The following is a 13,043-nucleotide window of genomic DNA, read 5'->3' on the forward strand; positions in this document are numbered from 1 at the left end:
ATCATCCCGACGACAACGATCTGCGGTGGACCGCCCGGTTTCTGCGGATGATTCCCTTGCGGCTGAGGTCAAGCAGGGTTTGCAGGGCCTGCTGCCAGGGTTGATGCTGAAACAGTGGAGGGTTGATGCGTTCCACCACCCGGGCCAGATCCGAAACGTTTCCGTGGTGGTGAACCAGGAAGGGCGTTTTAGGAAGATAGTTGAGTGTTATCCCTTGTCGTACTAACTCATCCATGGCCGAGAGTTTGTCGCAGAGCATGTTGAGACAGTCAGGCAGCTCATGGATCCTGACTCCCTGGGCGGTGGCTGCCAGCGGCAGGGCCAGCTGATCCAGCCAGGGAAAAAGATGCATGGCTGGATCATGGTGGTGAGCAGCATGGATGTGAAGCGCCATCGCACTCCAGCCGAGGCTGCTGGCCAAGTGCTGATGCACCCACACCACACCGGCATTGAAATAGGCCGGACCTACCGCGTAGCCGGAGGATGAAATGGTGAGATAGTCTGGTTGAATGCCGGCTTCAGCATAAAGCTGATCCCAGTTTCCGTGCCAGCCGTAGTAGTGCACCGGCATGGCGGCTATTTTATGACAGGCCAGGTAGGTGAGGGGCAGATGGCGCAGCAGCACCAGGTCTGAGTCGAGCAACAGGTGGTGACTGGAGGACCATTGCTGACTGGCTTTTTCCAGCAACAGGATCTTGTTGAAGTGTCGGTAGGGTTGTTGCTTGCGGGTGTCGAGGAGGGTGGGTGCCGGCAGCGACACGAAATCGGCCAGTTCGGCCCAGGGGCGCTCCCTCAGGGTGAGTCCCACAGGTGCATCCTCAGGCACCCCGATCACCAGCCTCACGTCGTTGCGGCGGGCATGGACAAAGTGGATGGAGGAGGCCAGCAGATCGGCCATGGCCGTGTACTTCTCACCATCCGCCACGATGGAGATTCGGGTGGGTTCAGGCATGATGATGTGGAAAGGAGAAGGAGGGTGGTCAGGCGAAGGCTCGCTGAGCCACCAGCTCAATCAGGGCCCGATGCTGGGGCAGGCAGATGTTGAGGCTATAGCGGCGTTGAATCGTTTGACGGGCCGCTGCACCGAGGCCATGGGCATGGGCCGGTTTCTGAAGCAGCTCAGCCACCGCTTCGGCGATCGCCCTGGGCTGAAAGAAGTCCACCAGCAAGCCGTTGCGGCCATCCTCAATCAGCTCCTGCACCGGTGGAGTGGCGGATCCCACGATCGCGCAGGCGCAGCTCATCGCCTCCATCAGGCTCCAACTCAGCACGAAGGGGTAGGTGAGGTACACATGCGCTGAACTGCGCTGCAGCAGCTGGATGAACTCGGGATAGGGCAATGGGCCGGTGAGATGCACCTTGGCAGGGTCGTACTGGCCGTCGATCTCCGCGAAGAACTGCTCGTGCCACTCACCGGAGGCGCAGCGCCTGCCATAGGACACACCCTGTTGTGCGCCCACCATCACGATCTCGGCTTCAGGGTTAAGGCGTTGGAGCTCGGGGATCGAGCGGATGAAGCTGTGGCAACCACGGTAGGGCTCGAGGCTGCGGTTCACGAAGGTGACCAGCGGGGTGCCGGCGGGCAGCTGGAGGCCGCTCTTGAGGGTCAGGCCCTGGTTCGCTTCAGCGGGCCTGGCCACCTCGGTGTCGATGCCGTCATGAATCACGCTGAAGCGGCTGTGCCAGTGCTGGGGGAAGGAGCTGAGCTGAAATTGGGTGGGCGTCACACTCCAATGGCTGGCCTCGAGGCTGAGCAGCACAGGCCCATTCTTCATGCGGACTTTCGACGCATCGAACCAGGTGTCAGACCTGCCGAACTCGGGATCGAAACCCACATCGAAGTCTTGGGGATGGTAGAAGAATTCCTGGTAGGTGAGCAGCTGGGCTGATGGCCACACATCGCGCAGGAACAGGGGCTCCCCCCAGCCAGGATGGGCGCAGATCAGCTCAGGGTTGAAGCCGTGGCCGGCGAGTTGATGGGCGGCGTGGGCGCAGGCCTCCGCCCGCAGCATCTTGGATTCCGTTTCAACGGCCAGGGGATGAATTCCCTTGGTGTTCCCACGGCGAATCGAATAATGAACATAGGCAACACCTCTGGGTAGGCCAGCAGGTTTAGTGCGCAGCCCCATGGCCACTAGGCGGTGTCCACCTTCCTGGGCCAGCCGACGGACAATATGCAAGTATTGTCCTGGAAAAGACTGGTGAACAAAGAGGATGTTCAAGTTCCAGGCAACCGGTGAGGAGGTTCAATCTTGACAGGATTTGGCGCTCCTGGCAAAGGGGAGACCTTTGGACAGGAGTTTTCTTCTAAAGAATCTGTGATCCCCAGGCCAAGGAATATACTTTTTATTCATGGCAATTATCCTGGCCAGTTCAGAAATATAGCATCCCTGTGCGGAGCGGATCCAGCTTTTAGAGTTGCGTATCTTACCGAGCACGATCATCCCAACAAGTGGCAGATCAAGGGGGTAAGGGTTCACACCTATCAGCGTCGTCGCCGAGCCCATTCCGGTACGCACATGTACGTGCGCTGTGTGGAAGACTCCGTACTTACGGGGCAGGCTGTCCTCCGCAGCCTCCATACTCTGCTGAAGAGCGGCTTTCAGCCGGATGTGGTGGTCTTTCACGCTGGATCAGGTCTGGGGTTGTTCCTGCGGGATCTGCTGCCGAAGGCGAAGCTGATCGGCTACTTTGAATGGTATTTTCACGCTTCCACATCCAGGTATCTGTTTGCCAAGTTCGAGTTGGATCAACAGCTTGGCGTTGGCATCCGCAATCTTCCGATCGAGCATGAGTTGTTGCTGGCCGACCATTGCATCGTCCCCACCCAGTGGCAGTTTTCCCAGTTTCCCCTTTTGCTTCAGCAGAAACTCTCCGTTCTGTTTGATGGGATTGACACCCGCTTTTTTCACCCACGGCCAGCTGGGCCAATCGCTCCATTGCATCTGCCATTAACTGAGCGTACAGAAGAACTTGTCATTGAACCATCTGATTCCCTTCTTACCTATGCCACAAGAGGGATGGAGCCATTGCGTGGCTTCCCTGAGTTCATGCGATTTCTACCCCATCTCCTGGGAAAAAATCCGAATCTTAAAGTGGTGATTGCAGGAGATGATCGCCAAGCTTACAGTTATGCGGCGCCGAGTCATGAGGGCTCTTGGAAGCGAAAACTGATGCACGAGCTTGGGCTATTTCCTGGCTCCGAACGCATCTTCTTTTGCGGGTCACTTCCTTATCAGCGCTATCGAGAACTTCTATGGCGATCAGATCTCCACTGCTATTTTACGAGGCCCTATGTAACAAGTTGGAGTTTGTTTGAAGCGGTGGCCTGCAAAACTCCGCTGTGCATCAATCTCAACGGGGCAACGGAACTGTTTCGGGATCGAGCCCATGTGGTGGTGGACCTGGACGCCCCATCAAGCATCCAGGCTGCCGCCATCGATCAAGCACTTGCTCAACCCGACGTGCTGCAAGATGTCTCTGCTGAGTTCCCCGTTCAGTTTAGGTTAGAGAGTTGCATGTCCCGCTGGAGAAGGCTGCTGCTGGAGGCCTGACTATCCCATAAAAAAAGGGCTCCCAATGGGAGCCCCGAAGTACTTAGCTTAACAGAAATCAGGAGATAGCAATAATATCCCCACCATCGAAGGTGAGGCCATCGACTTTTTTATTAAAGGCAATCAGAAGGTCATCGGTATCTTGGACACCGTTGCCGTTGCTGATGAAGACGAAGTCTCCAGCGTCAATACTGATGCCAATCGCCGCACCTTCGGTTGTCAGGCCACTACCTGCAGCGATGAACTGAGACAGGTTGTCGACTCCCCCGGTGATCACAGCATCCCCATCGATGGTGATGCCTCCCGATAGACCGGCAATATCGAAGACGATGTCGCCGCTGGTCAAGTCGATGGAATCATTGTAAAGGAAAGTTAGTATATTGGAGCTGACGAAATCATTAATGGAATCAAAACCAGCGGTTCCAATCAGAGCTGTATCACCAAAGCTATAGGTGAAAGCATCGGCACTAAAGGTTCCACCTGTTAGGGTGTCAGCTCCAAGGTTGCCGAAAATTGCACCTTCCTGAATAGCGAGGAGTTTGGCATCGCCTACCTCAATATTGTCAAGACCCTGGCCGCCATAGACGGAACCCGAGTTCCTGTAGACGAAGATTGAATCGTTGCCATTGTTGCCATTGACATAGCCGCTATCGCTTTTCTTGACCCAGATTGAATCATTGCCTTGGCCGCCGTGAACGGAAGCAGTGTCTTCAACGGTACCATAAATGAAGATGGAATCGTTGAATTGGTTGCCGTTGATGTCAGTGTTTTGGAAAAGGTCGCCATAGATGTGGATCGTATCGTTTCCGTCAGCGCCGAACACTGACGAATTGAACAAATGACTATAGACATAAATAGAATCGTTGCCGAGGTCTCCGGACACAAGAGTGCCAGAAAGATCCTCTACTTCAACATAAATGGAATCATCGCCTTTGCCACCAAAGATATTGCTGTCGTTGATCGGAGCAGTATCTGAAAAGATATGGACAGTGTCATTGCCATCGTTGCCATTGATATCCCCCCCCCTGGATAACATTATTGAAAAAGAGGGTCATCGTGTCGTCGCCCTGGCCGCCCCAGACCGACGTATTGATCAGAGTATTGGCATACTCAATGAAGATCGAATCGCTTCCAGCGTTTCCTTGGAAAACGGAATCCTGGATAAGGTTAAAATCGTTCCTGTCTACTGAGATCGAATCATTGCCGTTTCCACCCTCGACAGTCGTCGCGATGATGTTGGACAGTTGGCTGCCGGTGTAATCGCTAGGCCGGAAGAAATCAATTCCATCATTGCCATCGCCACCTTCGACCGAAGAGCCTTCGGAATTGAGGTAGAGGTCAAGCGTGTCATCGCCGCCAAGTGCAATGGCAGTTAAAGCGGTTACATCGCTTTGATCAAATCTGAAAGAATCGTTGCCGGCGGAGCCGGTCCAGGAGCTTGAGAGAACCATGGTTTTACTTGGAAGTACAGCAGTGCTGAGGGTCGGGCCCGCGATTAAACTTAAATGTTTGAGAGGCCATTGTCAATGTTGTGTGATGGTGCCATGACATCGATCGGACAGTTTGCCAGTTGGCATGGCTAGTTCCTGCGTTGGAGCGCTGCTACGGATTTCATCCGCTAGGTCGCTGAATGTGAAGAATGTGAGCATCCTCCTAGGGCTTGGAGCTGCGCAGCGGGGTGTGGAGGAGGTCTTGTAGAAGGCCTGGTTCATGGAGGGAGTCTATCACGTTTGATTGATGATGTCGGGTTAGACTCCGCGATCCAATGCCAAGAACTATGCCAGTGACTCATTGGCGGAACGGGCTGCCACGTCAAGGCATGTATCCCAGGGACTTCAGTAGTGACAGCGGTCCCGAATCGCACTGAGACAGCATCGCTGGGGTGAAGTGATTCTGCCAGTCTCCAATAACGCCTTTGCGTAGGAACGAGCGGGAATCTTCTATTCCCTCGAGCCGGCCCGTGCGCTTGCTGAAGCTGTTTGCCTCAATGCAGCGCTCAACGCTCGACTTGGAGACGGTAGCTGAATCACCCAGAAGATACTCCAGGACGGACGTCAGGGTGGACGATGTATTTAGCTTGAGGTCTTCATATCTTACGGGCAGCACATCGCCTTCCCTTGATTGCATGGAGTATTCCACGCATGGTTGGCAGTAGCTATGCCATTTGGACAGGAGTGGGGAAGCCAGTGATTCCCATGGGGGAACTTTATTGGGCAGTTTGTCGACTTCTGTGACACGCTTCATGTGAAAGTAGGCGGAGACTGCCACATCCCTGCCGTCCCTGATGAGATGAATAAACTTGGCCTCGGGAAATACTGCTTTGATCAAGCGAAGATGAAAGGAGTAGGCAGGTGTTTTGTCCCCGAATACCAAGGCGCCTGGCTGGCCGAGTTCCCCGATCATCCTGGACTCGATCCAGGTGCGTAAAAACTTCTTAAAATCAGAATCGGAAATAGGTTGATAGTATCCCGCCCCCTCGTACACTGTTCTTTGGACGGTATCCATTAGTTCGTTATAGTCTGTAACTATCTTTGCAATTGGTAGGGCAAGGCGATCAAAAAAGTGACCCTCCCCCTTGCATGAAAATAAAGGGTGTGAATCGATGAGGCGTTGGAGCCACGTAGAGCCAGACTTTTGGGCGCCTATGATGAAAAAGTATCGGCTCATTAGTGGCTACCGAGGACCAGCTCTTGATGGGGCTGATGCATTGGCGTACGCAGAGGGCCTCTTGTTTGGCAGGGGCGCTTCGGTGCGTTTTGATTGTGGCGGCCCGATAATCTTGTAACTTTGAAGGTCTTGTCTTCAAGAAAGGACCGAACAAAAGCCTTGGAGTGAGCGTTCTCTGCTTCAGAGCAAGCAGGGCTTTGCTCAAGCTGATCGCTGTTGGCCAAGGTCTTGCCAGGGTTTGGATATCTTGCTGGATCATTTAATGTGGCGGGGATGCAGGCAGATTTGGCGTAAAACTTTAGCGGCGCAAGGCAAGAGACTTCGCCTATTCCAAGCTGCTTGTTGTACTTCCTCCTTCCTGAGCTAGTCTGCCGCTGAAGAAGATCTTTCCAGAGGTACGTACCCATCTTGGTCGCCGAATGAAATGTTGATCGTGCGTGAGTGAATCAGATCCTGCGGATGGAATCTGCTTTGTCGCGGAAGCTGCCAAGGAGAAGTTGAAGATAGCTCACACTTCGCAGCTTGATGTTGGCTGTCAGTGACATCCCCACCTGCAGAGGTAACGTGCTGCCATTCTGTAGTTTGAGTTGCTGGCTGTTCAGCTGGATGCTGGCTGGGAACCGATATCCACTGCCTGGCGTCTGAGGATCCGGTGGTAATGCGTCTGAACCCAGTTGGCGAACAGTTCCCTCCAGTACGCCAAAGTCTGTCGCTGGGAAGGAGTCGATGCTGATTTCAGCAGGCTTTCCGACACTCACGAAGCCAATGTCTGAGCTGTTGATCTCCACCCGTGCCTCCAGTTTATCAAACGGAACAATTTTCATCACAGGCTCGCTTCCCTGGGCCACGAATCCGGGTGATCGCGATTTCAGCTCAAAGACAATGCCGTCCACTTGTGAGCGGATTTCCTGATAGCGCAGGCTTACACTCAGCTCGGTCAGCTGACTGCGAAATTCAGTGATCTCCCCACGCAATTGTTGGATTTGTTGGCTCAGGATAGCTATTTGGCGTAAGCGTTCTGCCCTGCTCTGCTCTAGCTGCCCTGCCACATCCTGGGAGCGGTTGCGCTGCTGCAGCACCTGCAGTTCGGCGCTGGCGCCCTCTTTTTCGAGCACTTCAAGCCGCCCGAGAATCTGTTGTTCCAACTCGAACTTTCGGGCCAGCATCTTCTGTTCGGTGCTGTTCTGATCCAGATAGCGCGCCAGTTCCTGTTGCTTCAGCCCGAGTTGCTTCTCCTTGAGGTCCATGGCACGACTCACATTTTTCTGTCGATCGGTGTTGGCTTCGGTGTCCAGCCGCAGCAGCACATCCCCCTTTTTGATCCGATCACCTTCCTTCACCATCACCTGCTGCACAACCCCTCCAACGGGGACCTGCACGTCGTTGACGGTGCCCAAGGGCTCCAGCTTACCTGGAGCCACCACGATCTCCTCAGTCTTGGCCAGGGCCAGCCAGCCGATGGCAAAGACTGTTGTCCCGATCAGGGTCCAGGTGATCGCCACGGCCCACCCCTGGGATGGTTTAACGGCGTCGGAATGGAGGTGGTCGCTGGTCACCTGTTGTTCCACCGACGACTGGGCCTGGCGGAACATCGCGAGTGGATTGGATGATCGGCGCGGCGCGTTTTTCATGTGGCCTCCTGCTGGCGATACAAGGCGTAGTAGCGACCGCGTCTGGCGATCAGCTCGTCGTGCGTGCCGGTTTCGACAATCGCTCCCTGGTGCATCATCACAATCATCTGGGCATTGCGCACGGTGGAGAGTCGGTGCGTGATGAAGAACACGGTGCAGTGCTCCAGCGATTCCCGTAGGTTGTCGCACACCAGGCGCTCCGTTTCATAGTCGAGGGCGCTGGTGGCTTCATCCATGACCAGCAACCTGGGATTGCTCAGTAATGTTCGCGCGATTGCCAACCGCTGGCGCTGGCCGCCGCTGAGCGAGGCACCCCTCTCACCCACCGGTGTGCTGTAGCCCGAAGCCAGCTCCATGATGAAATCATGGGCGCAGGCGATCTTGGCGGCCCGCACGATGTCGTCGCTGCTGGCGTCGGGGTTGGTGAGGGCAATGTTCTCAGCTACCGAGCCGGAGAACAGCAGTGGATCCTGCGGCACGATCCCGATCTGACGCCGCAGCGAATACAGCTCCACTTTGTCGATGTCGGTGCCATCGATGAGAATGCGACCCTGGGTAGGGCTGTACAACCTCGGGAGCAGCTTCATCAGGGTGCTTTTGCCGCTGCCGCTCTGGCCAACAATTCCCACATAGCTTCCTGGAGGTACATCTAGATGGATATCTTTGAGCACCTCTGGAGAGGAGGGTGAAAAGCGGAAACTGACCGCTTCGAAGCGGACGTGACCCTCGATCGGCGGCAGGGGAATCTTGGCCTGGTCACTGGCGTCAGATTCCTGGGGGGTGTCGACCACATCGGCCAGTCGCTCGAACGACACCTTCAATTCCTGGATGCTCTGCCAGATCGTGGAGAGCCTCAGCAGGGGCTGGGTGACATAGCCGCTGATGATCCGGAAAGCGATCAGCTGGCCGAGGGTGAGCTTGCCTTCCAGCACAAGGGTGGCGCCCACCCAGAGCACCAGCAGCTGCGAGATCTTCTGCAGCACCTGGCTGGTCTGGGTGAGGGCCGTTCCCGTGATCGTCTTGTCGAAGGAGCGGGCGATGTAGCGGCCGTAGCGTTCCTGCCACTTCCAACGGCTCACCATCTCCACGTTCTGAGCTTTCACCGTCTGAATGCCGGTGAGCACCTCCACCAGATGGCTCTGGGTACTGGCATTTTCTTCCGCCGCCTGGCGGAACTGACGGCGGAAAAGGGGCGCTCCCAGCAGGGTGAGCCCCACCTGAATCGGCAGCACCGCCAGGGCCACCAGGGTGAGCACCCAGCTGTAGAGCAGCATCACGGCGATGTAGATCACCGAGAAGGCCGCATCCACCACGGTGGTGAGGGCCTGGCCCGTGAGGAAGTTGCGGATCTTCTCCAGCTCACCGATGCGGGTGCCCAGTTCCCCCACCGGCCTGCGATCGAAGTACCCCAGCGGCAGACGCAGCAGGTGGTCAATCACTTCCGCCCCCAGGCGGCTGTCAATGCGGTTGGTGGTCTCGGCGAACAGGAATGTGCGCAGGCTGGTGAGCACACCCTCAAGCAGCGTCACCACCACAAGGCCAATGCCCAGCACCTGCAGGGTGTCAAGGCTGCGCTGGCGGATCACCTTGTCGATGATCACCTGGATGAGCAGGGGGTTGGCCAGGCTGAACAGCTGCACCACGAAGGAGGCCACCAGCACCTGGAGCAGCACCTTGCGGTGCCGTTTCAGGGCTGGCAGGAACCAGCTGAAGCCGAAGGTCTGATTCGGAGTGGTGTCGGTGCGCTCCACCAGCAGCAGTTCGATGCCCTTCGGGAAGGAGGCCTCAAGGTCGGCAGGGGGCACCATCACCCAGCCCTGGCTTGGGCTGGCCAGCTTCAGCCCCGCCGCGTTGCTGCTGACCGCCAGGGCGAAGGTCCCCTGCCAGGGAATCAGGGCCGGTGTTTGCAGGCGTGTGCCGGATCCGGCCGGAATCCTGGCCCCCACCACGTGCAGTCCGAGTCCCGCCGCCAGCTGGCCCATCATGGGGAGGCTCGGTGTCTGGCCACGGCGGAGGGCGTCCCGCAGCACCTTTTCGATCGCATCGCGCCGAAAGGGAAGCTTCAGCTGTTGGGCCAGCATCTGGAAGCAGGCCAGGGTTTCCTCCACCGTGCCCTGGGCTCGAATCAGACGGAGGGCCTCACTGGGATCGCTCTGGCCCAGCTCAATCGCCGTGGGCAGGGGCCCGGGCTGGTTGCTCTCCCGGGTGCTCGCCTCGGCTGGGGCAATTGAGACGTCCTCGCTTTTCTCGGGTTGATCATCTCTGGTGTTGAAGAAATCGGCCGGAAAGGCGATGAGGCGTAAGGGCAGGGGGGGGCGGGCTTTTGGCAGGGGCTCGCTTCGCTGAAGGATGTCGCCGAGGTCGGCACCGCTGGCGTTGGCACTGGCGAGGATCAGCTCCTGATCTGCCCCGATCTTCTGGATCTCCGTGGCCAGCGGCGGGACCAGACGTGCGTTCGCCATGGCCGCACGCATCAGACGCGCAAGGGGAAGGGCCGGCTGGGCCCGATGCTCGAGCTGAAGGCGAAGGAGTGCGTGCACCTCGGCGGGAAACAGGGTGCGATTGGTCCAGTCACGGAACCCCGGCTCCGTTCTGTAGAGCTCAAGGATCAGACCGTCTGGAATGGATAGAGCTATGACTTCGCTGCTTGCTGTCACGTGCTCGCACGGCGCGGCGCGGAGCATCGAGGGCAGCCCCACGAAGGCTCCGGGCCCTAGCCTGGCCAGGGTGAGCAGTCGCCCAGCCTCCTCCGCCAGCAGGCGGGCCTGACCCTGCAGAAGCAGCAGGGCTCGGCTGGGGATCAACTGGGGCTCACACAGCGACTGGCCGAGGCCGAAGCGCACCAGTTCACCTTCCGTTTCCAGCCGTTGCTTACCGGAGGGTCCCAGGCCATCAAAGGCCGGATGACGCAGGCTCCCTGGGGTGATGGACGAGGTCATCGGTTCATTCCCTCGAGGCCATGTGCCTCAACCCGTGCAAGAGCAGATTTCATCGTATCGGTGGTCTGCTTCGCAAGCCATTCGTTGAATTGCTCCAGGTTCATCTGCTCCGCCATTGCCGCATCGAAGCTCGCGGGCAGCCGCCGCTCCACCCGCACCACCAGCCACCACTCGCCCAGGTGGAGAGGCCCGATCGTTTCTCCCTCCTGACTGGTCCGTAACTTCTCGGCCAAGGCTGGGTGGGGCTGGGTCAGCGGCACCGGCCCGATCACGCCATTGGTGAGGCGCTCTTGGCCTTCGGAGTAGCGGGCGGCCAGTTCGGCGAAGCCGGCTTCACCGCCGCTGATGCGTAGGTAGAGCTCCCGCGCCAGAGCCCCATCCTTCAAGCGCAGCAAGCTGTAGACCACCCTGTCGAGCTGATTCTTGCGGGCCAGGAATCGGGACTCCGCCTTCAGCCCGAACTCTCGGGCGCTGAAACGCCGGATGCGCTGTGGCAGCAGCACCTGCCACTCCCAGTCGTCGTGGCTGAGCCCTTGCTGCTTCAGGTAGGTGGCCAAGGACTCCTCTCCCTTGAGGTTCTGCTGCTCCAACCAGCCGGTGAGGGTGCCAGCTCTTTCTTCGTCGCTCATCGGCTCATCCGCGACGGTCCGGGCGATCAGCTCAGCCCGGACCAACGGTGCCAGCAAGTTGTGTCGATGGAGTTGCCGCAGGACCTCTGCTGGGTAGTCGCAAGAAAAATCGCTCAAATTTCGGGCGACACCGGCCATCGTTCAGAGCACAATAGAGCCAGGTCCCTGGCCTTTCGGCAAGAATTGACCGGAGGCACCTCCATGGGGCATGCTTTTAGAGCCGGCGGCTTACTGCCGGACAGCTCTGGGGAACCGGCTGTTTGCGGATGTAGCTCAGTGGTAGAGCATCTCCTTGCCAAGGAGAGGGTCGAGAGTTCGAATCTCTTCATCCGCTTGATTTTGTTGATTCCTGGTCGATCAGCAGCAAGTTCTGGCTGCCGACGTCCTTGAAACCGAGCTCCCGGTAAAAGGTCCGGCCTCTTGTCGTCATCAAGTACACCCGTTCAGTCCTCGCCAGGGCAGGTGCCTCCAACAACGCACGTACCACGAGACGGCCGATGCCCTGGCCCCGGTGGCTGTCGGTGACGACCACATCCCAAAGCACGCCCCGAAACATCCCGTCGCTGGTGGCCCGCCCGAACCCCACCAGCTGCAAAGGCTGGCCGGAGCTGTCTTCATGCCGTCCCCAGGCGGTCACCACAGCGTCGCTGCCGCGGAGCATCCGACGGAGTTGGTCGTGGCTCCGCCCCTGGGCCCAGAAACTGTCTTCATCCAGCAATTGCTTCAACTGCCGGATCGCTCCCAGCGGGGTGCCGCAAGGTCCAAGCCCCAGGCGAAGTCCGGGGGCCCCTGGGCGGTGACGGATCAATTGCAGCCGGCCAGGATCGTTCTGGATCCGCAGGCCGTCATTTGATGCAGAGGGCTGGCTCAGCGGTGTCAACGGAGGGCGGGTTGCGTCGGAGTTGTTCCTTCAGCCTATGGAAGTGGCCTCTTCAGGGACCCGGTCAGGGTCTGTCAGCGAGCAATGCCTTGAGCCTCTGCCGAATCAATCGGGCCCGCTGCTCCGTGCTTGTGGGCGTAGGGGGCAAAGCCAGAATTTTTGCCAAAGGAGAAATCTGATAGGCAAGGCCATAAATCTTTGCTTGATTGGAAAGATCTGGGTAGCCAGTCATGACTCTCTTCATGCCTGATTCATTGCTGGCTTCGATGGCATCGTGAGAAACCCTGGATTCCAGCGGCACCAGCACCAGCAGATCCAGATGGGAGCAGAAGCCCTGCATTTTTCTGAAGGTCGTCTGCCAGGCCTCTGGAGGTACCAGGCTCCAGTTCAGCCACAGGTGGAGGACGTCCACAGGACCCCGGTCCATCACAAAGCTCGCCTCTGTCGCCAGTAGTTTTTCGGTCCGCTCATTGATCCATTCAATCGAGCGATTCACAAGAATCTTTTTGCCCTCGGGCGAGCGTGGATCGCCGTTGAAAATCCATGCCAAGTCTTCTTCAATGTGCTCCTTCACGATTCCTTCGCTAACGAGATATCGGGCCAGCGTGGTCTTGCCGAGTCCGCTGACGCCGGATAGAAGAATCTTCATCGTTCGACTGATTGCGGGATTGATGAATTCGCTGGTATTGCTAAAGCTTGATCAGCTTTGCTGTGAGGGTGGATCCGATCCGAAGGGGGACGCA

11 protein-coding genes and 1 tRNA gene are annotated in these 13,043 nt (G+C 57.6%); 2 read left to right on the forward strand and 10 right to left on the reverse strand.

Annotated features, from left to right (window positions below):
- Position 1: 1 nt before the first annotated feature.
- Positions 2-898 carry a hypothetical protein gene (locus KQ304_RS07700; RefSeq protein WP_259736511.1) on the reverse strand — a complete coding sequence of 299 codons (897 nt, stop codon included), beginning with the start codon at positions 896-898 and terminating at the stop codon, positions 2-4.
- Between the two features lie 82 nt (positions 899-980).
- Complete coding sequence (locus KQ304_RS07705) at positions 981-2,135, reverse strand: glycosyltransferase (protein ID WP_311133896.1); 1,155 nt, start codon at positions 2,133-2,135, stop codon at positions 981-983.
- A gap of 117 nt (positions 2,136-2,252) precedes the next feature.
- Between KQ304_RS07705 and KQ304_RS07710 the strand changes: the two genes are divergently transcribed.
- Positions 2,253-3,554, forward strand: a complete 1,302-nt coding sequence (locus KQ304_RS07710; RefSeq protein WP_259736513.1) for a glycosyltransferase — start codon at positions 2,253-2,255, stop codon at positions 3,552-3,554.
- A gap of 58 nt (positions 3,555-3,612) precedes the next feature.
- Here KQ304_RS07710 and KQ304_RS07715 read toward each other — a convergent pair whose 3' ends face one another.
- From KQ304_RS07715 to KQ304_RS07740, 6 genes are all read right to left on the reverse strand, one after another.
- Positions 3,613-4,590, reverse strand: coding sequence for a calcium-binding protein (locus tag KQ304_RS07715; protein ID WP_259736514.1), 978 nt, complete (start codon positions 4,588-4,590; stop codon positions 3,613-3,615).
- Entirely contained in the window at positions 4,547-5,005 is a 459-nt protein-coding gene (locus KQ304_RS07720) for a hypothetical protein (protein WP_259736515.1), read from the reverse strand. The genes KQ304_RS07715 and KQ304_RS07720 overlap by 44 nt, the downstream gene beginning before the upstream one ends.
- Positions 5,006-5,366: 361 nt before the next feature.
- Complete coding sequence (locus tag KQ304_RS07725) at positions 5,367-6,221, reverse strand: sulfotransferase (RefSeq protein ID WP_259736516.1); 855 nt, start codon at positions 6,219-6,221, stop codon at positions 5,367-5,369.
- 446 nt (positions 6,222-6,667) lie between these two features.
- A complete protein-coding gene (locus KQ304_RS07730) occupies positions 6,668-7,852 on the reverse strand; it encodes an HlyD family secretion protein (protein ID WP_259736517.1) in 1,185 nt (394 codons plus the stop codon).
- Positions 7,849-10,791, reverse strand: coding sequence for a peptidase domain-containing ABC transporter (locus KQ304_RS07735; RefSeq protein WP_259736518.1), 2,943 nt, complete (start codon positions 10,789-10,791; stop codon positions 7,849-7,851). The genes KQ304_RS07730 and KQ304_RS07735 overlap by 4 nt, the downstream gene beginning before the upstream one ends.
- Positions 10,788-11,558 (reverse strand): peptidylprolyl isomerase, encoded by a 771-nt coding sequence (locus tag KQ304_RS07740; RefSeq protein ID WP_259736519.1) that lies wholly within the window; start codon positions 11,556-11,558, stop codon positions 10,788-10,790. Before KQ304_RS07740 ends, KQ304_RS07735 begins: the two co-directional genes overlap by 4 nt.
- Positions 11,559-11,682: 124 nt before the next feature.
- Here KQ304_RS07740 and KQ304_RS07745 point away from each other — a divergent pair.
- Positions 11,683-11,754, forward strand: a tRNA-Gly gene (locus tag KQ304_RS07745).
- On the opposite strand, the gene KQ304_RS07750 is transcribed toward KQ304_RS07745, so the two are convergent.
- Entirely contained in the window at positions 11,746-12,147 is a 402-nt protein-coding gene (locus tag KQ304_RS07750) for a GNAT family N-acetyltransferase (protein ID WP_311133892.1), read from the reverse strand. The genes KQ304_RS07745 and KQ304_RS07750 overlap by 9 nt on opposite strands.
- 217 nt (positions 12,148-12,364) lie before the next feature.
- Positions 12,365-12,949, reverse strand: a complete 585-nt coding sequence (locus KQ304_RS07755; protein WP_259736520.1) for a hypothetical protein — start codon at positions 12,947-12,949, stop codon at positions 12,365-12,367.
- Positions 12,950-13,043: the final 94 nt, after the last annotated feature.

Origin of the sequence: Synechococcus sp. CS-1329 (assembly GCF_025128055.1) — a bacterium.
Lineage (GTDB): Bacteria > Cyanobacteriota > Cyanobacteriia > PCC-6307 > Cyanobiaceae > Regnicoccus_A.